The sequence below is a fragment of the Vibrio sp. 10N.247.310.17 genome (genome assembly GCF_041466605.1).
Classification (GTDB): Bacteria; Pseudomonadota; Gammaproteobacteria; order Enterobacterales; family Vibrionaceae; genus Vibrio; species Vibrio tasmaniensis_A.
On the sequence record NZ_JBFSTC010000009.1, the window covers coordinates 59978 to 83624 of the forward strand.

At 43.9% G+C, this 23647-nt stretch carries 25 protein-coding genes, 1 pseudogene and 1 riboswitch; of the genes and pseudogenes, 19 read left to right on the plus strand and 7 right to left on the minus strand.

The features are described 5' to 3' along the window. The first annotated feature begins 457 nt into the window (after window positions 1-457). Entirely contained in the window at window positions 458-892 is a 435-nt protein-coding gene (locus tag AB6D80_RS04910) for an Hsp20 family protein (RefSeq protein WP_009848140.1), read from the plus strand. Between the two features lie 230 nt (window positions 893-1122). On the opposite strand, the gene AB6D80_RS04915 is transcribed toward AB6D80_RS04910, so the two are convergent. Continuing rightward, complete coding sequence (locus AB6D80_RS04915; RefSeq protein ID WP_371702023.1) at window positions 1123-2373, minus strand: valine--pyruvate transaminase; 1251 nt, start codon at window positions 2371-2373, stop codon at window positions 1123-1125. A 331-nt stretch (window positions 2374-2704) separates the two neighbouring features. Between AB6D80_RS04915 and AB6D80_RS04920 the strand changes: the two genes are divergently transcribed. From AB6D80_RS04920 to AB6D80_RS04990, 14 genes and pseudogenes are all read left to right on the plus strand, one after another. Beyond that, entirely contained in the window at window positions 2705-2923 is a 219-nt protein-coding gene (locus tag AB6D80_RS04920; protein WP_009848142.1) for a Flp family type IVb pilin, read from the plus strand. Window positions 2924-2926: 3 nt separating this feature from the next. After that, window positions 2927-3364 (plus strand): prepilin peptidase, encoded by a 438-nt coding sequence (locus tag AB6D80_RS04925; RefSeq protein ID WP_017103127.1) that lies wholly within the window; start codon window positions 2927-2929, stop codon window positions 3362-3364. A 7-nt stretch (window positions 3365-3371) separates the two neighbouring features. After that, entirely contained in the window at window positions 3372-4160 is a 789-nt protein-coding gene (locus tag AB6D80_RS04930; RefSeq protein WP_017103126.1) for an RcpC/CpaB family pilus assembly protein, read from the plus strand. Between the two features lie 10 nt (window positions 4161-4170). After that, complete coding sequence (locus tag AB6D80_RS04935) at window positions 4171-5490, plus strand: type II and III secretion system protein family protein (protein ID WP_009848145.1); 1320 nt, start codon at window positions 4171-4173, stop codon at window positions 5488-5490. Continuing rightward, window positions 5487-6005 carry a hypothetical protein gene (locus tag AB6D80_RS04940; RefSeq protein WP_102249191.1) on the plus strand — a complete coding sequence of 173 codons (519 nt, stop codon included), beginning with the start codon at window positions 5487-5489 and terminating at the stop codon, window positions 6003-6005. Before AB6D80_RS04935 ends, AB6D80_RS04940 begins: the two co-directional genes overlap by 4 nt. A gap of 24 nt (window positions 6006-6029) precedes the next feature. After that, the gene (locus AB6D80_RS04945) at window positions 6030-7253 is read left to right on the plus strand and encodes a P-loop NTPase (protein WP_372187895.1); all 1224 of its coding nucleotides are present in this window, start codon (window positions 6030-6032) and stop codon (window positions 7251-7253) included. Window positions 7254-7262: 9 nt separating this feature from the next. Continuing rightward, the gene (locus AB6D80_RS04950; protein ID WP_372187897.1) at window positions 7263-8546 is read left to right on the plus strand and encodes a CpaF family protein; all 1284 of its coding nucleotides are present in this window, start codon (window positions 7263-7265) and stop codon (window positions 8544-8546) included. Between the two features lie 9 nt (window positions 8547-8555). Then, window positions 8556-9476: a type II secretion system F family protein gene (locus AB6D80_RS04955; RefSeq protein ID WP_372064224.1), complete on the plus strand. Its 921-nt coding sequence runs from the start codon at window positions 8556-8558 to the stop codon at window positions 9474-9476. Beyond that, window positions 9476-10381: a type II secretion system F family protein gene (locus AB6D80_RS04960; protein WP_372187898.1), complete on the plus strand. Its 906-nt coding sequence runs from the start codon at window positions 9476-9478 to the stop codon at window positions 10379-10381. Before AB6D80_RS04955 ends, AB6D80_RS04960 begins: the two co-directional genes overlap by 1 nt. After that, entirely contained in the window at window positions 10374-11153 is a 780-nt protein-coding gene (locus AB6D80_RS04965) for a tetratricopeptide repeat protein (protein WP_372187900.1), read from the plus strand. The genes AB6D80_RS04960 and AB6D80_RS04965 overlap by 8 nt, the downstream gene beginning before the upstream one ends. Next, window positions 11143-11628, plus strand: coding sequence for a TadE/TadG family type IV pilus assembly protein (locus AB6D80_RS04970; protein ID WP_372064230.1), 486 nt, complete (start codon window positions 11143-11145; stop codon window positions 11626-11628). The genes AB6D80_RS04965 and AB6D80_RS04970 overlap by 11 nt, the downstream gene beginning before the upstream one ends. Continuing rightward, window positions 11603-12181, plus strand: coding sequence for a tight adherence pilus pseudopilin TadF (tadF, locus tag AB6D80_RS04975; protein ID WP_009848153.1), 579 nt, complete (start codon window positions 11603-11605; stop codon window positions 12179-12181). The genes AB6D80_RS04970 and tadF overlap by 26 nt, the downstream gene beginning before the upstream one ends. A gap of 16 nt (window positions 12182-12197) precedes the next feature. Continuing rightward, window positions 12198-13504, plus strand: a pseudogene (locus AB6D80_RS04985) (hypothetical protein). A gap of 49 nt (window positions 13505-13553) precedes the next feature. Beyond that, window positions 13554-14195, plus strand: coding sequence for an OmpA family protein (locus AB6D80_RS04990; protein WP_017099661.1), 642 nt, complete (start codon window positions 13554-13556; stop codon window positions 14193-14195). Between the two features lie 15 nt (window positions 14196-14210). Here the strand turns inward: AB6D80_RS04990 and AB6D80_RS04995 are convergent, their stop codons facing one another. From AB6D80_RS04995 to glyQ, 4 genes are all read right to left on the minus strand, one after another. Continuing rightward, entirely contained in the window at window positions 14211-15593 is a 1383-nt protein-coding gene (locus AB6D80_RS04995) for a sensor histidine kinase (RefSeq protein WP_017099660.1), read from the minus strand. 1 nt (window position 15594) lies between these two features. After that, window positions 15595-16275: a response regulator transcription factor gene (locus AB6D80_RS05000; protein WP_009848157.1), complete on the minus strand. Its 681-nt coding sequence runs from the start codon at window positions 16273-16275 to the stop codon at window positions 15595-15597. A 110-nt stretch (window positions 16276-16385) separates the two neighbouring features. Further along, window positions 16386-18452 carry a glycine--tRNA ligase subunit beta gene (gene glyS / locus AB6D80_RS05005; RefSeq protein ID WP_017099659.1) on the minus strand — a complete coding sequence of 689 codons (2067 nt, stop codon included), beginning with the start codon at window positions 18450-18452 and terminating at the stop codon, window positions 16386-16388. A gap of 2 nt (window positions 18453-18454) precedes the next feature. Next, entirely contained in the window at window positions 18455-19369 is a 915-nt protein-coding gene (gene glyQ / locus AB6D80_RS05010; protein ID WP_009848159.1) for a glycine--tRNA ligase subunit alpha, read from the minus strand. A 210-nt stretch (window positions 19370-19579) separates the two neighbouring features. Then, window positions 19580-19755: riboswitch (yybP-ykoY riboswitch) on the plus strand. 34 nt (window positions 19756-19789) lie between these two features. Here glyQ and AB6D80_RS05015 point away from each other — a divergent pair. Further along, the gene (locus AB6D80_RS05015; RefSeq protein WP_009848160.1) at window positions 19790-20344 is read left to right on the plus strand and encodes a TMEM165/GDT1 family protein; all 555 of its coding nucleotides are present in this window, start codon (window positions 19790-19792) and stop codon (window positions 20342-20344) included. Between the two features lie 151 nt (window positions 20345-20495). Next, entirely contained in the window at window positions 20496-20750 is a 255-nt protein-coding gene (locus tag AB6D80_RS05020; RefSeq protein ID WP_004736676.1) for a hypothetical protein, read from the plus strand. Between the two features lie 83 nt (window positions 20751-20833). Here the strand turns inward: AB6D80_RS05020 and tusA are convergent, their stop codons facing one another. Then, window positions 20834-21085, minus strand: a complete 252-nt coding sequence (tusA, locus tag AB6D80_RS05025) for a sulfurtransferase TusA (RefSeq protein WP_004736675.1) — start codon at window positions 21083-21085, stop codon at window positions 20834-20836. Window positions 21086-21234: 149 nt separating this feature from the next. Between tusA and AB6D80_RS05030 the strand changes: the two genes are divergently transcribed. Continuing rightward, on the plus strand, window positions 21235-21420 hold the full coding sequence (locus tag AB6D80_RS05030; protein ID WP_004736674.1) for a hypothetical protein: 186 nt from the start codon (window positions 21235-21237) through the stop codon (window positions 21418-21420). Window positions 21421-21576: 156 nt separating this feature from the next. Next, a complete protein-coding gene (locus tag AB6D80_RS05035; RefSeq protein WP_012602956.1) occupies window positions 21577-22518 on the plus strand; it encodes a LysR family transcriptional regulator in 942 nt (313 codons plus the stop codon). Between the two features lie 103 nt (window positions 22519-22621). On the opposite strand, the gene AB6D80_RS05040 is transcribed toward AB6D80_RS05035, so the two are convergent. Further along, on the minus strand, window positions 22622-23602 hold the full coding sequence (locus AB6D80_RS05040) for an MDR family oxidoreductase (protein WP_372187905.1): 981 nt from the start codon (window positions 23600-23602) through the stop codon (window positions 22622-22624). Between the last annotated feature and the right edge of the window lie 45 nt (window positions 23603-23647).

Sequence of the window (23647 nt, forward strand, 5' to 3'; positions counted from 1 at the left end):
TCACATACATTCGTATGCTCCGCGCCTCTTCTTTGAACTAAAACGAAATAGCTTCGTCTCAAAAAACTAAATTTGTTGTTAAAAAGACTGCCAAAAATGGCGGTCTTTTTTGTTTTTAAGTGATTGAAAAATATTGGATTGGAAAAATAATTGAAAATAAGCGCTTGAAACTGATTTGCTCAATCCACATATCTAGTTGTGAAGAGAATGACTGTCTTGCTCTACAAGAGAAGAAACAGAACCTTCATAATCGTTGCTAGAGTATCGCTCAATAGAGGATAACTTTGGCAGCACACAATTTAAAAATTGATTTATTGTCATGTCCCAGAGTTGTCATCAAACGAGGTGAAACCCGTGGAATGCGAACTGAATCCCTTAGCTGTTTACTGAATCATTCACAGGTTCGATCTCAGTAAAAATTACAGCTAAGACTATTGCTTACTAAAAGGATAGCATTATGAGAACTGTAGATTTCACTCCACTTTACCGCAACGCAATCGGCTTCGATCGTCTATTCAACATGATGGAAGCGAACACATCGAAGAACTCTTCTGGCGGTTACCCTCCATACAACATCGAGCAAAAAGACGAGAACAACTACCGTATTACTATGGCCGTTGCTGGTTTTGCTGATGACCAATTAGATCTTACTCAGAAAGAGAACATGCTAATTGTTAAAGGTGAGCGTAAAGCAGAAGCAGAGAAAACCTTCGTATACCAAGGTATCGCAGAGCGTGATTTCGAGCGTAAATTCCAACTGGCAGACTACGTAAAAGTGGTAGGGGCAAGCATGGAAAATGGTCTTCTTCACATCGACCTAGAACGCGAAATTCCAGAAGCGATGCAACCACGTAAGATTGCTATCAACGGTAATAGCCTACTAGAAGGCTAATACCCGTCATACTTGAAGCTACAGCGTTGTTGACGTCGTAAATTCCCCCTAATTACATAGGTTCCCTATGCTCATAGGGCTGAATTTTCTAGTCGCCTAGCTGAACCCCCAATTATTTAGGGTATTCAAGTGACAAACATTATCGGGAAGTAGAAGTGAAAGAGCACCAGTACCTTGAAGAAGGTCGGTGCTCTTTTTGTATTTGGGTTACAGTAAGCTAAAAGCTCAGATTACTGTTCTGAGTAAGCCTTTTTCACTTCTTCAGCAATGATTGAAATGCCTTTTTGCATCGCCTCATCATCTTGTACGTAGTTCATGCGTAAGCACTGGTGAGCATGATCCCACTCGTCTTCTTGGCCGATAAAGAAGTATTCACCCGGAACAATCAATACGCCACGAGCTTTGAGGCGGTCGTACAGCTCCATGGTGGTAATCGGCAGTTCATCAAACCATAGCCATAAGAAAATCGCGCCTTCAGGCTTGTGGATACGGAAGCGAGGGTCGTCGATCGCTTCTTGTAAAAGCTCAACCGCACGTAGAGATTTGTCTTTATAGAAAGGTTTGATTACTTCACTGCTCAATCGCAATAAATCGCCTTTTTCAATCATATGATTGGCAATTGCCGGCCCAACACTGCTCGGCGCTAAGCTGATAATGCCATTCATGTTAGTCAGAGCTTGGGTTACTTCTTCGCTCGCAATCACGATACCGCAACGTACACCCGGCAAACCAAGCTTAGATAAGCTCATGCACAGAATGGTGTTTTCATTCCAGAACGGTTCCACATCTTCAAAGATGATGTTTGGAAACGGCAGGCCGTAAGCATTATCGATCAGTAGCGGGATGTTGTTTTCACGCGCTAGTTTATCCAGTTTACGCACTTCTTCGTCGGTCAGTACGTTACCGGTTGGGTTGGTTGGGCGAGAGGCACAGATAGCCGCGACCGAGTCATCAACTTTTAGCTGTTCAAAATCGACGTGGTATTTGAACTGTCTGTTTTCAAGTAGTTCGATCTCTGGGTGGTAAGAGATAAAAATATCGTCATCAATGCCCGCATCGCCGTAGCCGATGTATTCCGGTGCGATCGGCAGTAGGATTTTCTTGTGTGAACCGTCTGGCTGTTGACCCGCTAACAGGTTGAATAGGTAAAAGAAGCCACTCTGACTGCCATTAGTCAGGCTGATGTTCTTCTCGCTGATGTCCCAACCATAGGTCTCTTTCAGCATCGCCGCTAACGACTTAATGAAGCTGTCTTTGCCCTGCGGACCATCGTAGTTGGCGAGGGCGGCGATGAGTTCTCCACTGGCGAGCATGTCGGCACTGGCTTGGTTAAAGTAATCGAGCATGGCTGGGATAGCGGCTGGGTTACCACCACCGAGCATGATTGCACCAGGAGTGCGCAGGCCATCATTTAAATCATCCATTAAACGAGTGATTCCAGAGTATCGATTAAACTTTTCACCAAACTTTGAGAATTGCATTGCTTCGTATACCTAATTCATTGTGATTATTATTCGTAGATTATGATCAATCTTATGAACCCGAGCGTGGCGGGTTACAGTGGGTAATCTTTGAACATACCGCAATGTTTTTGCGGCGCAAAGCACGAATTGCCCTCACACGGAAAAAACTTCTCTTCTCACCACTCCCGTTTAATCACTTTTTTCACTTTAAACTGAACTCAAACTGAATAGAACGACGGCAAATGTCAGAGCAATGTGAGGAAGGTCACTCTTGGATTGCTCAAAAATAGCGCACTGAATATTATTTCCTCCGAAGAAAAAACAACCTATCTATCTTTTGGAGAAACGAATGTTAACTAATTTATTTGTTAGAACTCAGCTATTTATTCAATCTTTTAATAATGATCAACGTGGTGTTACAGCGATTGAATACGCAATCCTAGGTGTGTGTATGTCAGCAATCGTATTGGCTGTATTTAACGACTCTCTTCGTGAAGCTTTAGAAGGTGCCATCACAACCATCACTAATAATATTGAAGCCGCTAATTCGTCGCCAAGTGTAGGTTAATTAATGCCTCATAAACTGTGGTGGTTAATTCCCTTAGCCACCATGGCTGCAATCGTCAGTTATCAAGATATCCGATACCGAATAATACCTAATGGAGTGGTGGTAGCTGTTGCTCTCTTGGGTGTTTTTTATATCTGTCAAACCGAAAAGTTTGAGCAGTTTTATAATTTTTTCATAGTGTTAGCCGTCGGCGCAGTTTTATTTTATTTCAATGTTATAGCTGCTGGAGACAGTAAATTATTGGCTGTGTTCAGTTTAATGGTATCGCCCAATATGATGTTGTTGGCGGTTAATGTGATTTTATTTGCAGGTGGAACCCTAGCGATTACTCAGTGGGTATTAGGAAAAACAACTGGTAATTCTGAGTGGATAAATAGAGGCGTTCCTTATGGGGTACCTATTTGTCTAGGAAGCCTACTAGGTATAGCTGCATCGTTATAGGTGAATCATGAACTCCAAAATCATTCTTGGCTTAGCGTTTCTCGCTATATCTATAGGCCTCTATGGTGTGGTGAATGTACCGATGGATACTTTCCCCGTTCAGCCTGAAGAACCCATTATAGAAGTGACTTTTAAGGTATGGAAATTAACTCACCCGGCAGTGAAAGGTCAGCAGCTGAAGCGTAGCGACTTCGTTATAGAGTACTTGCCTGAAGCTCGTGCAGCGCTATTGGGAATCGATCGAAACATTGAGTTAGATTGGAATGCTCCTCAATTCGCAGTGCATGACATTGCCGCATATGAGCTGGTGGACTTGAATATGTTGACATCTCCCGGAGACAGTCAGTACTTACAGGCGGTGATCCGCCCTGGATTTGTGCCTTATAACGTTACGGTACCGGGAAGAGATGTACTAGGTGGCACCATCGCAGTCGGAGATTTAGTCGATATATCTGTTCTTTCAACGCCGGATCAGAACTTATCAAGTGAGGATACGGTGTCAGATATTCAACATCTCACTATGGTGCCATTACTGGCCCAAATACCGGTTTTGGACATGGTGACGTCAGAAAAAGCAGTGAGCACGTTAACGTTGGAAAAAGAGACTCAGGTGACATTGATCTTACAAGTGACGAATCAACAACTGGCACAACTCACGGTGGCACAGCGGATTGCAGAAGTGGCCGTGCACAAGTCATTGGGTAAGGAATTTTCTGATGATCTAGAAGCTGATTCTTCAGACATCATTCCAAGCAGTGGCGGCACTGGTGGAATTCGTGAATACCGTTTTGAGTAGGGCGTTAACCATGAAAACAACAATGTTGACTTTAGTATTGGTTCTGCTGCTTCCATTCGAGGTTTTGGCTCAAGGCTCGACTAATTTAGCTCAGGGAGAAGCTAAAACCTTTTCGATTCGAGGGGAAATCGCTTCTGTATTTATCTCAGGGAAGAATATTGCAGATTACCAAGTGATTGATAGTAATAAGGTCGTGGTGTTTGGGAAGAATATAGGATCTGCCTCGTTTATCGCATTTGATGCGAAAGGACGTGAATTATTTAACCGCTTATTGTTGGTGAATAAAAGTTATCGCGAAATAGAGCAACAAATTGATGTGTTATTTCCCGATGCGGAAGTGTTTGTAGCAGGCATCGGTGAGAACGTTGTTCTGAGTGGTGTCGTCGCTAATGAACAGGAAAAGGATAACATTCACCAGTTGGTGGGTGAGCTTTTGGGGAAAACAGCGAACTCAACCTCTTTTCAAATGAGTGATGAAGAGAGTGACGACATTGATGTGGGTTTTATGACTCAACTTAATTACGCAGGCGTCGTGAATAATATCGAAATATCAGCGACTAAGCAGGTGAACGTTAAGTTGACCATTGCAGAGGTATCGCACTCTTTTATGCAAGACTTCGGCATCAAGATGGGCAGTAATGGTACGCCCGGCATATTTGTGGATCAACTTACTCATTTTAGTGCTAGCGATATTGTCTCTGTTATTTCAGCTTTAGGTACCGATAGCGTTGGTCAAGTTCTAGCTGAACCTAATTTGTCGGTGATTTCAGGTGAGAAAGCGAGTTTCTTAGTGGGTGGAGAACTGCCCGTTGTGACGGTTATAGATGGTGCAACCAACGTTGAATATAAGGAATTCGGTGTGCGACTGGAATTACTGGCTAAGGTGCTTCGAGATGACAAAATTAAGCTCGCACTGACACCAGAGGTTAGCTCCCTAGATGGTAGTTACAGCAGTGACAACTTTGATTTACCAGCATTAAGAACACGACGCGCCCAGACAACCGTGGAACTGGGGGATGGACAAAGCTTCGTTCTTGGTGGGTTGCTTAACAGTGAAGAGAAAGAGTCACTGACTCGAATTCCCTACATTGGTGATATACCTATTATCGGTGCTTTGTTTCGCCATACAGGAACCGAACGTAGTAAAACTGAGTTAGTCATTGTAGCGACCGTTAATTTAGTTCAACCAGTCAAAGCGGAGCAGATCCAATTACCTACGATGAAAAAGACTAGCACGCTCAAGCGCTTTTTTGGACTAGGTAGTGGCTATGAACAATCACAACAAAAGTGGGCTGATGAAGTTTTGTCTGCTGGAGGGTTTAGCCAATGAAATCATTGATGGTTACTTTGTTTACCGCCGTCATTATTACAGGGTGTGTTGACCGTATATCGGAGCCTCGCGGAACGGAAGTTGAAGTTTTTCCTGTGACTTATCAGCTTAAACTTCGCTCTGACCAACCCCAGTTGGTGACCAGAAAAGTGAGTGAGTTTATCTTGGGTTACCCTAAAAATGTAAAGGTGGCGCAATGGAAAATACGCACCAAAGGGAGCGGGAATCAGGCGCTTTATAAAGAGGTTGTGAGCCAGTTAATCCAAGCTGGTGTGATGTCGAGTCAGATTGAATACAGTCAAATAGGTTATAGCTCAAATGAGCATAACTCAAACGCATCAGATCCGTTACCACTAGAGAGTCGCTTTGACTTAAGTCTTTCAGTCACAACATATAAGACCAAACTAGAAATTTGCCGCCAGGAACGGGTCGGCGAGTATGGGAATGGAAGCTTAGGGTGCAATGTGGACACGAGCCGTTGGCAGTCAATGGTCAACCCGCACAAAGCAATCTAATTACTAACTGTTAGAGAATTTCAGATGTTTGATTTAGTGAATAAACTAAACAGTGCGGAACCGAAAAAATCGGAGAAACAGAATCGTTGTGCGATGCTTTTCCAAACCGAGATATGCCGCGACTTCATCCAAAAATCGTTCAGATTTGAAGGGTTGATTGAGCCTAGATCGTTCGCCAGCCAAGACACAAATGTGACTAGATTAGAGCAATACCCAGATGTTGAAGTGGTATTTGTTGAATTAAATCAAAGCCAAGATATTGTCGCTGATGCTCAGTTATTGACTCATACCTTACCTCCTCATGTGTCAGTGATCATTATTGGCAGTGAAGATACCATATCCATCATTCGAGCCTTAAGACAGTTGGGTTTCTATTACTTGTTTTGGCCAGCGGGTGAAGCGGAAACGATCGATTTTTATCACAACGTTTCCCGTAACCACGCAGCACAACAAGGCGTGAGTACAAATCGTAAAGCCAAGCAAATAGCAGTCATGGGCGTGAAAGGTGGGGTCGGTACTTCACTTGTAGCGTGTGAGATATCTCGCCGTTTGGCCAAGCATCAAAATGCGAGTACTTTGCTAGTCGACTATACCTACACTGGCAGCAATATTGACGTGATGTTAGGGCTTAAGACGTTTACTAAGCGCAGTGTTCAAAAAGGCACCCTTACTACAGGAGTGGATAATGATATCGCGACAAGCTTAGTACAAAATATTGAAAAAAATTTGTCACTTCTTGCGGTGGAATCAGATGAGTTTGGCCGTGATGAGTTATTCCAGTACACCCAGTCTTTAAAGAAGCAGATGATTTCAAGTCATGCTTTTGTCGTGGAAGACTATTCTCACACTGCGACAACCAATGAAGAGTTTAGACAAGCGGTGGGGAAACTAGATGCTTTAGTCTTGGTATTTGATGCAACAGTATCGTCATTAAGAGAGCTGAATCGAATTCGTTCTGAAATCGACGTGCATTATCCCAACCTTGTCGTACTGACGGTAATGAACCGCTCTCGGCCACATAACGCAGCGTCAATTAGTGAGGCGGATGTAGTTAAGTATTTTGGTCGAGAGGCAGACGCGAATTTAGTGTTTGATTTCAAAGCTAATCAATACCTACTTCAAGGTGAGTTGCTTAGTGAATCACGTTCTGAAATGAAATACGGACTGCAAACGTTAGTTGCCTTATTGATGGGAGAGAAAGTTGCGGAAAAAACAGCATTTTCATTCTTCCAGTGGTTAAAACGGTAAGGGGACGATATGGAACATGCACAGCGCATTTATTTACAACTGCGTAAGCAGATATTTGATGCACTTGATGCCAGTGTTATTGAAAGCTTACCGCGTCTAGAGTTAGAAGCTCAGTTAGCTAGCGCAGTTGATATGCTAGTGAGTCGAGATCAGTTATCTATTTCATCACTGGCAAAATCAGAATATGTCACCAGCATGGTACATGAGTTAGTTGGCCTCGGGCCTTTGCAGGTGTTGATGGATGATGACTCGATCACCGACATCATGATCAATGGCCCACAACAGGTTTATATTGAGCGTCATGGCTTAGTCGAGAAAGCACCTGTTCTATTTATCGATGAGAAGCAGTTGCTTGATATTGCTAAGCGCATCGCTAGTCGGGTTGGGCGCAGGGTCGATGAGTCTTCTCCTACTTGTGATGCCCGGTTAGATGATGGTAGCCGCGTGAATATTGTCATTCCTCCTATCACATTGGAAGGGACGTCAATCTCGATTCGTAAGTTTCAAAAGCAAAGTATTGGTTTTGAAGAATTAGTTGAATTTGGGTCTCTTACTCCCGAGATGGCAGGTTTACTTCAATTAGCTGCACGTTGCCGACTCAATATTATTGTATCTGGTGGTACGGGATCGGGAAAAACAACGTTACTTAATGCTTTATCACAGCATATATCAGAGGGTGAACGAACCGTCACTATTGAAGATACCGCTGAGTTAAGGCTTCAGCAGTCACATGTTGTTCGAATGGAAACTCGTCATGAGGGCATTGAAGGGACGGGGGCTATTACCGCTCGAGATTTAGTGATTAATTCACTGCGAATGCGCCCAGACCGAATTATTGTGGGTGAATGCCGTGGTGGTGAAGCATTTGAAATGCTGCAAGCCATGAATACTGGGCACGATGGTTCAATGTCTACGTTGCACGCCAATACACCACGAGATGCTTTGGCTCGTGTCGAATCAATGGTGATGATGGCGACCAATAATTTGCCCTTAGAAGCGATCCGCCGCTCAATTGTAAGCGCGGTCGATTTAGTCGTTCAGGTCAGCCGATTGCATGATGGTTCTCGAAAGATCATGAATATCACTGAAGTGGTCGGTATTGAGGGAAGCAACGTGGTGTTAGAAGAGTTGTTCTCTTTCCAAACTTCACCTCACAGCCCTGATGGTCGCATTCGAGGTAGTTATGTGACATCTGGTGTTATGGCTCGTTCTGCGCTTTATGAAAAAGCCCGTTTCTTTGGTGTAGAGCAGAAGTTAACTCAAGTGATTGAGTCTATGACACTCAATCAATAGGAGTGAGACATGTATTGGTTGATTATTTTGGGTGGGGCAATACTCATGATTGTAGCGCTTAAGCCGAATAGAGCTCCTTCTGTTGATGAGTATTTATCACAGCAAGCGAAAGGTAATCTGAAAAGCGATCTGAGTTTTACGCAACAAGCGGTTAATTTTGCCAGTCTTTCTGATCGTAACTTCAAACAGAAACTTCATGTGCGTTGGGATAACTTACAGCGCCAACTTGGAAAAATGGCATTAGGTAAGGTCGTCATTTTTTCTGTTGTAGCACTGCTTGCGATCGGCACTCTTAATCAAATGTCACTGCGCTTACCTTGGTTCGAAATTTTGCCTTTGACTCTCATTACCGCTTGGTTTTTGGGTTATCTCCATTTACAGAAACGAGAGAAAAAACGCTTTGAAGAAACCTTCCCTGATGCGTTGAACATGCTGGCAAGTTCCCTTAGTGCGGGTGAAAGCATAGGGCGAGGCATTGGGTATGTAGGGAAGAAACTTGAAGGTGAGGTAGGTAAAGAGTTTAAGCTGATGAGCGAGCGCCTCAATTTAGGCGAGCCGATTGATGATGTGTTTCGTAAATATTGTCGTCGCTTTCCGTATCCGTCGTTTCATTTTTTTGTCATTACCTTGCGAGCTAACATGCAAAGAGGGGGGCAATTAAAAGAGGTGATGTCACGTCTGAATCGACAAATGTTCGAAGCGAGAGCTGTAGAAAGAAAAAAGTTTGCTCTTACTTCAGAGGCTCGTATCTCCGCAAAAATTGTAGGAGCAACACCATTCTTCTTTCTGTTTATTTTGCAGTTTCTTAGTCCTGAAAATTTTGAGTTCGTAATGCACCACCCAGAAGGGAGACCGATTCTTTACTACCTCATCACAAGTGAAAGTATCGGCATGCTGATCATCTGGGCGTTAATGAAAAAGGTGAAGTAATGGCTTCTTCAATAAACTTCTCGAACGTTGGGTTATTTTTCGCCTGGGCCGGCGTAGCATTTGGCTTGTTGCTCATATTTTATTGGTTAGTCGTGTGTACTCAGAAAAAACACCGTATCGCAGCCTTAGCGAAACATCATCGATTGGCCGATCAGTCAAAAGAGGCAGAAATAAAACTGAATCGTTGGTTGACGCCCATGTCGACTATTTTCGTCACCTCCGAAAGTGATATTGCAGTGCGCTTTGCTAATGCAGGCGTGAGTGACATCCGGTGGGCTCAATGGTTTATGCCACTGAAGTACAGTGCGTTGTTTATCGGGCAAGTGGTTGTTGCAGGCGTGTGTTGGTTTTTTGAGGTTTCGTCTGAATCATGGATCGCGATAGCTGCGGGGTGGGCTATGGTGGTTATTGTGATACCTGACCTAGTCTTGAGCTCGATGGCTAAAAACCGTCAACGTCGAATCTCTCGTCAAATGCCGTACCTGATTGACCTAATGGCGATTTGCGTCCAAACCGGCATGACAATCGAAGCATCAATGAAATACCTCTCCATTGAAATGAAAAGCTTTGATAAAGAGCTTTCTAGCTTGTTGGAGGTGACAAACCAACGGGCTCGTTTGGTCGGAATGGAAAATGCCTTAGAGGAGTTGTATCGCAAGGTTCCATCACCAGAAGTTCGTAGTTTTGTGATGACGCTGACGCAGAGCATTCAACATGGATCCTCGATTTATAACGTGTTAACGACGTTGGCAGGCGATATTCGAGAAGTGCAAATGCTAGAGCTGGAAGAAGAAATAGGGAAGTTAGCTGCCAAGATGTCGATTCCACTGATCGTGTTTATCTTGATCCCAATTGTATTCGTAATTGCCGCTCCGGGGGTAATGAGGATGATGCTTAATGTTTAAGAAAATAATCGCGCTAACGTTAGTTTTAATGTTGGCGGCATGCAGTTCAACTCAAGCGAGTTGGCAGAAAGATGAGTCAAAAGAGGCGATCTATCAAAAAACACATAATTACGTTCAGTTAACCCGTTTGTATAAAAATCAGCTGCAGCAATACGACGCTGATGAAGTGAGAGAAAAACTCTCGAATACATATTTAGCTATGGGCGATGCTGAGTCGGCTCTGTTTTACATTGCGCCTGTTACTCAAAAATCACAACCCAGTGTGAACAGTTTATTGATGCAAGCGAAAGCATACGGTGAATTAGGTCAGTACCCAGCAGCGATCAGTAGTGCTAAACAAGTATTAGTGGAAAATGCTACACATGCGGCAGCCGAGAATTTACTGGGAACGTTTTATGGTTACAGCTATCAGTTTGATCTATCTCGTCGGTATTTTGAACGCGCGCGCGAGCATTTTTATGACTCGGTATCCGTGAATAATAATTTGGCTGTGCTCGATATTACGCAAGAGCATTATCAAGCAGCTATGGAGCGTTTATTACCATTGTATAAGCGCGGTCAGATGAACGAACAGATGATGGCAAACTTGACGTTGAGTATGGCTAAGTTGGGCCACTACCCGTTTGTCGAAAGTGTGTTGAGTGAAAGATACAGCAAGCACCAAATCCAAAAAATTTATCAGGCGTTGCGCCACCACACTCCTTATTCATTAGAGAGCCAAACGCTGGCAGTCAGTGGTCTTTCGTTATCGGAGGCGGGTAATGCGATATAAGCAAAAGGGTGTCGCGAGCATAGAGTTTGCGGTGGGCTTTTTTGCTTTTTGGTTGATGTGTATGGCGTGGGTTGAGATGAGCTATATCTCGTACATTTCGGCGATCAACGACTTGGCGATTTCAGAAGTGGCTCGCACAGCTAAAAAGGGCTCAGGAAATTATCTCGATACGGTAGATAAGGTTTTGCACCGAGAAGGCAGTATTTGGAATCAGGTAGTCGACGGCGACAATTTTCAAGTCACGATTCATTACTCTCAAAGCCTGAATGATCTAGCCAGTATTACCGACCAGTGCAGTATTTTGGGTAATCAGAAATTCAAAGAATGCGGTGATGCTGATAATGCTGCGCTTGCCATTTATCGAATTAACTACCGTTTTTCACCTATCTTTAGCTACTTCTTCACGACTCAGAATTTAATGAGCAGAGAGATGATTGTTGTGCAGGAATATGAAAGGTCAAAATTTGAAATTTAGAACCCTAAAGCATGGGAATTTGAAGAGTAAGCAGCAGGGGGTTTTTAGTATTGAGTTTGCCATGGTCGCTGTATTTTTCAGCTTATTGATTGCTTTCAGTGGTGACGTGATCATCAAGCTTTCATTGAAAGGAAAACTCGATCGACTCTCTTATTCACTGGTCAATGTACTTAAAGAGAGAACCCAACTTTATGATACTGATTATCAGCTTACAACTAAAGAAGTCGATGATATCGATATCATTGCTCAGCATTCCTTACTGCGTACCTTTGGTCATTTTGAACGGGAACACTATGGGTTGTTGGTGGAAGAGTTGAGCTTCAAACAAGTGGGTACCCCCAACCCCGCGATCAGTGAAAAACGCGGTGTCGTTGCCTGCAGAATAAAGCAAACCATTGATTCATTAGAGTCCATGACGGTAGTGACTAACCGAGGTCGAGAAATGCCCCTGTACCGAGTGACGGTTTGTTATGAATCGGATAATTGGATTGGTGGTATTTTGGGGCGTGAGTTTACTCACGTGATGTCTGATTCTGTCGTGATCGGCAGGTAGAGCGAAGAGAAAGGCTATGAGACACGCTATGCGTAAGCAGTCTGGCCATGCAGCTATGCTGTTTGCCATGATGATCCCAGCTTTGTTTGGAGTGTTTATGCTTGGTTCTGATGGTGCCCGCGCATTACAAACCAAAGCTCGATTAAGGAAGCTTCAGAAGCGGCTGTTCTAGCGGTATCAGCAAAAGATGAGCAAGACCACCAATTGGCGGAGCGCTATATTCAGCATTATCTATATGACATGGACTCGATCCTAGATATTGAAGTTAAGAAGCTAGGGTGTGATGAGATACCTGAATGTGTTGCTGCTACGGAAAGAGGCGAAGCACGCTACTTTGAATATCGTGTTGCGGGTCAAACACTGCACAAGTCCTGGTTTCCTGGTAACGATGTGATTTCTGGCTTTGGTGATAGCTTCAATGTGACGGGATCATCGAAAGCACGACGCTATCAAAGCCAGCCGATAGACATTACTTTTATCGTCGATTTTTCAGAATCTATGAATGACTCGTGGAGTGGTGGTCGGCATTCTAAGCTAAATGATCTGAAAGACATTATTGAAGATGTGGCTGATGAACTCGGCGCGTATAACGATCTATATCCAGAGCACCCTCATCGGGTTGCACTTACCGGTTTTAATCGCCGAACCATCAATAAAGATAAGAATGATAACTTAGTGGTTCGTGATCAGCGGGTAGTTTCAAGAGAAGGTGAATACGATAAAGACGATACGGTGAATTTTAACAAAACGATAGCTCAACAATTTATCGTTAAAGGAGAAGCCTCGCGTGTGCCTAATGGCGATGATGATGCACGGTTCTACGACCTCTATTTTACCACCGATTTTTCATCCTTCACTAAAACGGTCAAGAAATTCAAAGCTGGGGGAGGCACTGCTTCACTGCAAGGCATTATTCGTGCAGGGCAAATTGTGACTTCAATGTCGAAGAACCAAAAGCAGCTGATCATTATTCTGTCTGATGGGGAAGATTGGAATCACTACGCAGGGCAAACCAATAAGCTTGTGTCGAAAGGTATGTGTAGCAACATTCTTAATATGGTCAACGGCGGCAAAGTTTCGGCAGATAATACGCATGATGACATAGAGGTAATTGGCGGGGTAAGCCAAGGAATGATGACACCTGATGGTGAACGAATGAACGCGCGCATGGCTGTGATTGGTTTCGATTATGAACTTAATAAAAACGTGGGTCTGCGTAATTGCGTTGGCCGAAATAATGTTTATAAGGCTGAAAACAAGGAAGACATTCTCAATAAAATTTTGGGATTAATTACGGAAGAAGTGGGTCACTTAGCGCAATAGAGATATGTGACATCCTTTTTATTAACTGAATATTATTAAGAGAGCAAAAATGAAAACGCTTATATCTGTTATGTCTTTATTTACTCTGTCGTTTTCTATACTGGCAGCCCCTTTAAAACCAGATACTAACGAACTACTTTATCATTACTGCCATATGAGCGACTCTGAACTTGAGAAGACGGTAACGATCGGTCAGGGGAAGAAAGTGATGTATCACCAAGGCCCGTTCATGCAAGTGAACACAAGCACAGCTAATCAAGCGATTAAAAATCTGATTCAAGATAAGTTAACTCAAGTATCAGAAAGTGCTGATTGCGCACAATACTTACTGAGTCGAACTAAATTTGTAGAAGGTAAGTTGGCTCGTGAGGTGTTGGCTCGCGTGACTTTTGATTTCGATGACGATGAACTGAATCAAAAATCTCGTTATTTATTGTTAAACCTTATAGCTAAACTTGAACATCAAACTCCCGAATTTATCGTCACGGGGAATACCGACTCAAAAGGTAGTGATAGTTACAACTTAAGCTTAGGCTTGCAGCGCTCGAATGCTGTTGTTGGGTATTTGAAAGAGCAAGGCGTAAATATTGAAGACCTGACAGTGAGTTCACAAGGTGAGGCGAACCCAGTGCAGAGTAACGAGACTGAATCCGGTCGCCATAACAATCGCAGGGTTGATATTCACTCTTAACCCTGCCCTACAAATTTAACTTGTTGGGAGCAGTATTTTTAAAACGACACCCACGGATGGGTTATCTGATTGCTCAAACCAGATTGTCCCTTTGTAGCTATGGAGTATCTCATCACATAGCGCCAAACCTAATCCTGTACCATGGGTCTTCTGATCGGCTCTTACGCCACGTTGAAATAAGGTTTGGCTGATCGAGTTATCTATTACTGGCCCATCATTATAGATCTCAATCAGGATCTGCTGTTCGCTTTGAGTGGCTTTGAATTCGATAGAGGTTTGTGCGAACCGATAAGTATTTTCTAATAGGTTACCGAGCACTTCCATAAGATCATCTTTATTAAGAGGCACGGTCTGTTGGTCGTCAAACTGAGTGATGAATTGGATCTTTTTGTCGGCATGGATTTTCGTAAACATGCCTACTAGGCTGTCGAGGATTGGTTTTATCGGTGTCGATGAAGTCGTTATACCTTTAACGCCTAGCGAAGCCCTTTTGAGTTGTGCCTGAATTAAGCTATCCATTTCTAACAGTTGTTGGTTGATTTGGTCATTCTTTGTTTTGGATGAGTCTTCATCAAGTAATGCTTGAGAAACTGTCACGCGAGTCTTCAAACTATGGGCGAGATCATTGAGAGAACGCTTATAACGCTCCTGATTTTCTTTTTGTTGGTATAGCAATTCGTTCAATGCACTGGTGACGCTATGTAAATCTTCAGGGTATGACTGGGCTAATTGGTTTTGTTTACCCTGCTTTATGTCATTCAGTTCATTCTCTAGTCGAGTAAACGGCGCAAAACTAATACGATAAAAAACCAAAAGTAGAGCACTGATCAAAGCAAGCGCAACCACTAACACTCCAACCGCGGTGTATTTTAACTGATGTATGGGTTCTATTTTCTCTTCGACCCTTTGGGTAAAGATAACTCTGCCATCTTTTTTTTCCTGGAAACCTTTCCAGAGAATTGTGTGGACAATAAAAGCGGCGCCATTCGGTCTTTCAACCAAACGAATAGTATCTATGGGGAAATTTAGATCATGACACAGTTCGTTGACTTGAGATTGGCTGACGCCTATCTCTGATAGCAGCTTAGCTCGTCTTTCAATATTTACTGATGTCCATACTTGTTGATTGTTGTGATCACATAGAGTGACGCTAGTGTTGGGAGACTCTTTCGCATAGAACCTATCCCACTCCGTCAATGGCGGTATTTCCCCAGAAGACAGCAGTTCATTGATTACAGCAGGCAATTCTCGAAGGGTATTTTTCGAGTAGTACTCAAAAAGTTGGTGTTTTTGACTGTTGTAGTAGAACCAGGCGCTAGTGAGTACCATTGAAATCATAATGGAAGCAGCAACGGCGAATGTCCGACGTCTGAACTGAGTTTTGTACAGTCTTTTCATACTACTTGGCTTCTAGTTCAAAACGATAACCTTGCCCGCGAATGGTGCTGATCAGCTTAGCTTGAGTGTATTGCGTTAACTTTTTACGTAAGCGTGAAACGATAACCTCAATATTGTTTAGCTGAACATTTTCACCCTGCGCATAAAGGGAGTCTGCGATTTGTTGTTTAGATACGATTTGTAAGCAATGGCGAATTAAGTACTCGAATATTTGAAATTCTAAGGCTGTAAGTTCAATCAGAGCGTCATCGTAACTGATACGTTTGGCTTGAGTGTCTAAGGTGAGCGATTGCGCTTTGATTTGGGAAGCGGAAAACCCTTGATTGCGACGAACAAGCGCCTCAAGGCGAGCGTGTAGCTCTTCAAATTGGAAGGGCTTGGTAAGGTAATCATCAGCCCCGGAGTTAAGCCCTTCTACTTTATCTTGCCAGTTGCCACGTGCGGTTAAGATTAATATTGGGACTGCAATTTCTTTACGACGTATTTGCTTGATCAGCGTAATGCCATCAAAGTCAGGGAGGCCAAGGTCAATGATCATCACATCTGTATTGGACTGTTTTTGAATCGTTTGTAAACATGCAGAAGCTGTTCTATCTGCATGGACAGTATGTCCTTGCTCACTGAGCTGAGAAGATAGGTGGTGATTCAATATTTCATTATCTTCAACCAAAACAACCAGCATGTAATATCCCTATCTACAATAATATTCAACCAGATAGAGCTTACACTAGCTTTGGATAAAAAAAAGGGAGAAGCCAAAGCTTCCCCCTTAATATTTATTCCAAATTGGTTTTACTTCTGTAGTAAAGAAATATCAGCAATCTGTAGGAACAGGTTACGTAGGTTGTTCAGTAGCGTTAGACGGTTCTTCTTAAGCGCTTCGTCATCAGCCATAACCATTACGTTATCGAAGAATGCATCAACAGGTTCACGTAGATCAGCAAGCTTGCTTAGGGCTTCTTGGTAGTTGCCTGTTGCGAATGCTGGTTCTAATGCTTCTGTCATTACTTCAACGTTTTCAGCCAGTGCTTTCTCTGCGTCTTCTTGAAGAAGAGCAAGATCGATTTCAGCAGGTAGCTCGCCATCGAATTTAGCAAGGATGTTACCTACACGCTTGTTCGCTGCTGCTAGTGCTTCTGCTGCTTCCAGTTCACGGAAGTGAGAAACCGCTTTAACACGTTGGTCAAAGTCAGCTGGCTTAGTTGGACGACGTGCTAGTACCGCTTGGATGATATCAACGCTGAAACCAGCATCTTGGTACCATGCGCGGAAACGACCTAGCATGAAGTCGATAACGTCAGCTTCAACATTGTCGTTAGTTAGCTTGTCGCCTAGTAGCTCTTTCGCTTTACCGATTAGATCGGTTAGGTCTAGGTTGTAGCCGTTTTCAACGATGATACGTAGCACACCTAGTGATGCACGACGTAGAGCGAATGGGTCAGAACCTTTTGGTGCTTGGCCAATACCGAAGATACCTACGATAGTGTCTAGCTTGTCTGCCATTGCTACTGCTGATGAAATACCAGTGCTTGGCAGTGTGTCACCCGCGAAACGAGGCATGTACTGCTCGTAAAGTGCTAGTGCTACTTGCTCGTCTTCACCATCGTGAGTCGCGTAGTGCATGCCCATCACACCTTGAGTATCCGTAAATTCGAATACCATAGATGTCATTAGGTCACACTTAGCCAGTAGGCCTGCACGCTTAGACTTTTCAACGTCAGCATCGATTTGCTCAGCGATGTAGCCAGCAAGTTCTGTGATGCGGTCGGTTTTGTCTTTGATAGTACCCAATTGCTTCTGGAAGATAGCTTGGTCTAATTCAGCAAGACGGTCGATCAGCGGGCGCTTACGGTCTGTGTTGAAGAAGAACTCAGCATCAGCAAGACGTGGACGTACAACCTTCTCGTTACCTTCGATTACGTGACGAGGCTCTTTAGACTCGATGTTCGAAACGAAGATGAAGTTTGGCAGAAGATTTTTATCAGCGTCATACACTGGGAAGTACTTCTGGTCGCCTTTCATGGTGTAAACCAAAGCTTCAGAAGGTACTTTTAGGAACTCTTGCTCAAACTTAGCAGTAAGCACCACTGGCCATTCAACCAAAGAGGTAACTTCTTCAACAAGGTCATCTTCTAGGTCTGCAATACCGCCAACCGCGTCTGCTGCTTTTTTAGCATCAGCAAGAATGATCGCTTTACGCGCATCGTAATCTGCCATTACTTTACCGCGCTCTTCTAAGATCGCAGGGTATTGGTCAGCAGAGTCGATTGTGAACTCTTGTTCGCCCATGAAACGGTGGCCACGGATAGTACGAGCAGAAGCTACGCCTAGGATTTTGCCTTCAACAAGCTCATCACCTAGTAGTACTGTCAGTGTTTTCACTGGACGGATAAATTGAATGTCTGAGTTACCCCAGCGCATTGCTTTAGGAATTGGTAGGCCAGCGAGAGCTTTCGCAGCGATGTCCATCACCAATTCTTGAACAGGTTTGCCAGCCACTTCTTGTTTGAAAAGAAGCCACTCGCCTTTGTCTGTTTTCAGGCGGTCAGCTTGCTCAACAGTAATACCGTTACCACGAGCCCAACCTTGTGCAGCTTTAGTCGCGTTGCCTTCCGCATCGAATGCGACAGAAATTGCAGGACCGCGCTTCTCAACGACTTTGTCTGCTTGGCCTTCAGCCAGTGCAGTCACTTTAAGTGCTAGACGACGAGGTGCTGCGTACCACTTGATGCCTTCGTGAGAAAGCTCAGCCGTTTTAAGACCCGCTTCAAAGTTAGAAGCAAAGGCTTCTGCTAGAGAACGAAGTGCTGTTGGTGGAAGCTCTTCCGTACCTAGTTCAATTAGAAAATTCTTCGCCATGATTATTTATCCTTCTTACACATTGGGAAGCCAAGCGCTTCACGTGACGCGTAGTACGCCTCTGCAACAGCTTTAGTCAGGTTGCGGATACGAAGGATGTAACGTTGACGCTCTGTTACAGAGATAGCTTTACGCGCATCAAGGATGTTGAATGCGTGACCTGCTTTCAGAATGCGCTCGTAAGCTGGAAGCGGCAGTGGCTTCTCAAGCTCAAGTAGCTCTTTACACTCTTTTTCGCACTGGTCGAAGAAAGTGAATAGGAAATCTACGTCTGCGTGCTCGAAGTTGTATGTTGATTGCTCAACTTCATTTTGGTGGAAGATATCACCGTAAGTCACGTTAGAACCGTCTGGTGCTACGTTCCATACAAGGTCGTAAACAGAGTCTACTTCTTGGATGTACATTGCTAGACGCTCGATACCGTAAGTGATCTCGCCCGTTACAGGCTTACACTCAAGACCGCCAACTTGTTGGAAGTAAGTGAATTGAGTCACTTCCATACCGTTTAGCCATACTTCCCAACCAAGACCCCATGCGCCTAACGTTGGGTTTTCCCAGTTGTCTTCTACGAAGCGAATATCGTGAACAAGTGGGTCGACACCAAGAACTTCAAGCGAGCCTAAGTACAACTCCTGGATGTTATCTGGAGAAGGTTTTAGAGCTACTTGGAATTGATAGTAGTGCTGCAGGCGGTTCGGGTTTTCACCGTAACGACCATCAGTCGGACGACGAGAAGGTTGAACGTATGCCGTAGACATTGGCTCTGGGCCAAGTGCACGTAGACATGTCATTGGGTGAGAGGTGCCAGCACCTACTTCCATATCTAGTGGTTGAACAATGGTACAACCGTTTTGTGCCCAGTAATCCTGCAGCGCGAGGATCATTCCCTGGAAGGTTTTGATATCGTATTTTTGCATAGTCAGGTTCGCGCGATTCTTTTAAATGAATGATAAAAATAACCTCTGAGTATACCGAGATATTGGTAAAGCGAGTAGGGGTAATCTTGTTTAATTAGTGGTCTAAAATGTCGTTTAGTGGATTTTTTTGCCTTTAATGTTTGTTTTTCGGCACAAGTGGATATTTTGATAACTTTGACTCTTGTGTTTGAAAGCGTGGGTGATTAAAATCTCGCGGTCTTTGGGGAGTAGCTTACTTATTCATATCCTATTGAATGAGTTCGTTCGTCAACATAATTGATGCAAAATCATCATGGCGTTCGAGGCAACCACCACCTTGGTGGCGCTTAGCAAGACCTTAGACAAGCATCGTGAACCGGGATGGGGCGCGAGGTTTGTCTTTGGTTAAATATAATAATCCTCATCCCAAATGAGCATGTCGTGAGCGTTTTAGCAATTTCAATTACAACTGTCGCCTTAGCCGAGATCGGTGATAAGACTCAGTTGTTATCCCTTTTATTAGCCAGCCGATATCGAAAACCGCTACCTATTATTGCGGCTATTTTCTTTGCCACCATTGCCAACCATGCCCTTGCTGCGTGGCTAGGTGTTGTGGTCGCTGATTATTTATCTCCTGAGGTACTTAAGTGGGTGCTGGTGGTCAGTTTCATTGCGATGGCAGGCTGGATTCTGATTCCGGATAAATTAGATGACGATGAACAGATCTCGAACCGAGGGCCGTTTGTCGCCAGTTTTATCGCTTTCTTCATTGCTGAGATCGGTGATAAGACTCAGATTGCGACATCGATTCTAGGGGCTCAATATTCGGATGCATTAACGTGGGTCATTCTCGGTACTACCATTGGTATGTTGCTGGCGAATGTGCCTGTGGTGATCATTGGTAAGCTATCGGCAGATAAGATGCCACTTGACCTGATTCGCAAGATCACAGCCTTGTTGTTCGTGGGTTTGGCTATCGCAGCAGCGTTCTATTAAGCGGTAGTATTGAGTCCTATTATACTCAATCAGTAGAGTAATGTGTTGTAGGTCATACTCTTACAGTATTGTGGGGTTTATCGAGCGAATGGACATATAACTGTCATACTTGTCATGATATTTTAATCTTGTGAGTTAAGAACACGAGGGCATGATTATGTTGACGCGTTATATGGGTATTACTCCACAAAGCCAAAGTTATCTATTTACCTTTGGTCTTGCACTTACACTACTAGGCATGGTGTTGACGGACATGTGGCTACCAATGGTGGCTGGTTCGATGATCATGACCGGGCTTGCGGTAGAAGCTTGGATTCGGGTCGCGCATATTATTCCTATGCGAAAAGATATCCGAGAAATTCAGCATCAGCTTGAGCATCTGCAAAATAAATCTAGAAACGAATAAACAAAAAGCCGCTCGTACTCTGAGTTCTGTTGAAGAACATAAGGTACGAGCGGCTTTTTTGATACTTGATAGTCGGTGGGGCGTTACGCCTCCAATCCCTTTCTGATCAAATACTGGTAAGGCAACGTTTCTGTCGCTTGGCCTACCAACTGGTGATCCATGAATCGACAAAAGCTCGGAATATCACGAGTTGTCGAAGGATCGTCAGCTTTTACCAGTAACACATCGCCATCCTGCATGTTTCTAATTGTCTTCCTGACCATCATTACTGGCTCTGGGCAACGCAGGCCTTCAGCTTCTAAAGTGTGGGTTGCCAGTTCAGGTTTGAATGTCATGGTTTGTATCTCTATATCTATCTAACGAGTGAATAATACGTCTGCAGAAAAAATATGCAATAAGTGCTTGGCAAACGGAACCATTTCCTATAACTTAATTAACAAGTTGATAACAACTCAAATCAAAGGCAACTAGCTAAGGAGTGGCGATGTTGACAGGATTAGATAGATTAACAATTTATTCAGTTCTCTGTTTTATTTCTTTTTGTGCGTTAGTACTACGCTCATCGACAGAGACCTCTCTAATGCCAATTTTTGGCATAGTAGCAACGATTATTGGTATTTGGGTAGAGATGCGCCGTTGGCAAGGCATAGCCGAGGAGCAAGAGCACTAACCTGAATACAGCAAGCAAATTCCAATACGACAACATTCCGACACTATCCCCAGATTTTCTTGGGCTTCCCCGCGTAATTGCGGGATTTTTTTTATCTAAAGCATGCTATAAACAACTTAGTGACCAATGATAATTGTATACAGCTAGGTAAGTGGCGTGGAATTAGAAGACATCTATCGTAGAGACCTGAATTTACTGGTCGCCTTAAAGGTATTGATTGAAGAGGGCAGTGTTAGTCAAGCTGCGCTTCGTCTTAACCTAAGCCAGTCGGCAACCAGCCGAGTATTAGGCCGCTTAAGAGAACTACTCAATGATCCCCTGTTTACACGCCAAGGTCAGCACCTTATTCCCACTAAGAAAGCTCTCGAGATCAGCCAGCGCATTGATCAGCCTTTAGAATCATTCCGTCAGTTGCTTAGTCCGAGTGATTTCGATCCTTACTATTGCAGTGAGCGTTTTTTAATTGCGACCACTGACTACGCGATGCAAACTATCTTGCCTTATGCTCTGCCGAAGATTTATGAGCAAGCGCCGAACATCTCTTTGGAGTTTGCACCATTGCAGCATGAGCATTTGTTTAAACAGCTCAGCACCGAACGTGTCGATATGGCGATTTGTCGCCCGAGTGGCAGCATTGCACCACTTCATCAAGAGGTATTGGGGCCGGTCGGTGTGTCGTGTCTGTTATCTAAGAATCACCCATTAGCCGATAAGCCTTTAAGCCTTGAAGACTATGTATCACTCCCGCACGCGATGATTGCGATCAGTGATGGTGTTAAGGCTTTATTAGATAACGCGTTAGCCAATCAACAGCCTCGTAAAATGGTGTTGCGTGCTTATCACCTTGAAGCGGCATTGGCGATTGTCGATAGAATGCCGTTGGTGATTACTGTGCCTGCTGATTTGGCTTATTTGGTGGCGGAGCGTTATGACTTGGTTGTTAAGCCATTACCATTTGAATTTATGCCGTTTGATTACTCACTGATCTGGCACTCGCGTTGCGATTCTTCTGCCTCGCAACAATGGTTAAGAAGAGTAGTAAAAGAAGAATGTGGTGAGCTGATTCAGAAGCGTATTGCGGATGTAGGTTTGGGTTAACTGAGATCTCGCTTTAGTTTACTCGATCCAAATGACAAAAACGCAAAAGGGCTGATTACTATCAGCCCTTTGTTATTCTGGGTTACGGAAGTTTAATTTTCAATTACAGTTTAATAACTACGCGACCAGTGATTTGACCGTTAGTGATGTCTTCCGCAGCTTGAATTGCGCCATCTAAAGACACTTCTTTAGTCGCTTGGCCGTAGAAAGACTCAGGTAGTAATTCAGCCAGTTGTTCCCACGCTTTAATACGTTTTTCACGAGGGCACATTACTGAATCCACACCTTGTAGACGAACGTTACGTAGAATGAATGGCATTACCGTAGTTGGTAAGTCAAAGCCGCCGGCTAGGCCACACATTGCAACCGCGCCGTTGTAATCAATTTGCGCCAATACTTTAGCAAGTACCTTGCTACCTACTGTATCGATAGCACCAGCCCACAGTTGTTTCTCAAGTGGTTTCGCCGGTTCTTCTAATTCAGCACGCTCTACAATGCGTGTTGCACCTAGTGATTTTAGAAGCTCGCCATTTTCTGAAGCTCGGCCAGTAACCGCTGCTACTTTGTAGCCTAGTTGGTTTAGTAGCGTAATAGACACGCTGCCTACGCCGCCACTTGCACCCGTTACTAGGATTTCACCGTCTTCTGGTTTGATGCCTGCATCTACGATAGCTTGCACACAAAGCATTGCTGTGAAACCAGCTGTACCAATCGCCATGACTTTCTTCGCATCTAGACCTGCAGGCATTGGCACTAACCAGTCACCATTTAGGCTCGCTTTCTCAGCCATACCGCCCCAGTGGCCTTCACCAACACCCCAACCCGTCAGAACAACTTCGTCGCCTGCTTTGTAGCGCGGGTCATCAGATTGTGAAACCACACCAGAAAGGTCGATACCAGGAACCATAGGGAAGTTGCGAACAATGCGCCCTTTACCTGTTATCGCCAAACCATCTTTGTAGTTCAAAGAAGAGTAGCTCACATCAACCTTCACGTTACCTTCTGGTAATTGAGACTCATCAATTTGATAAACTGATGCGATAGTTTTTTTGTCTTCTTGGTTTAGTACAAGTGCTTTAAACATGATCTGCTCCGTAGGAGGAATATTAGGAAACTGAAGTAACTTTAG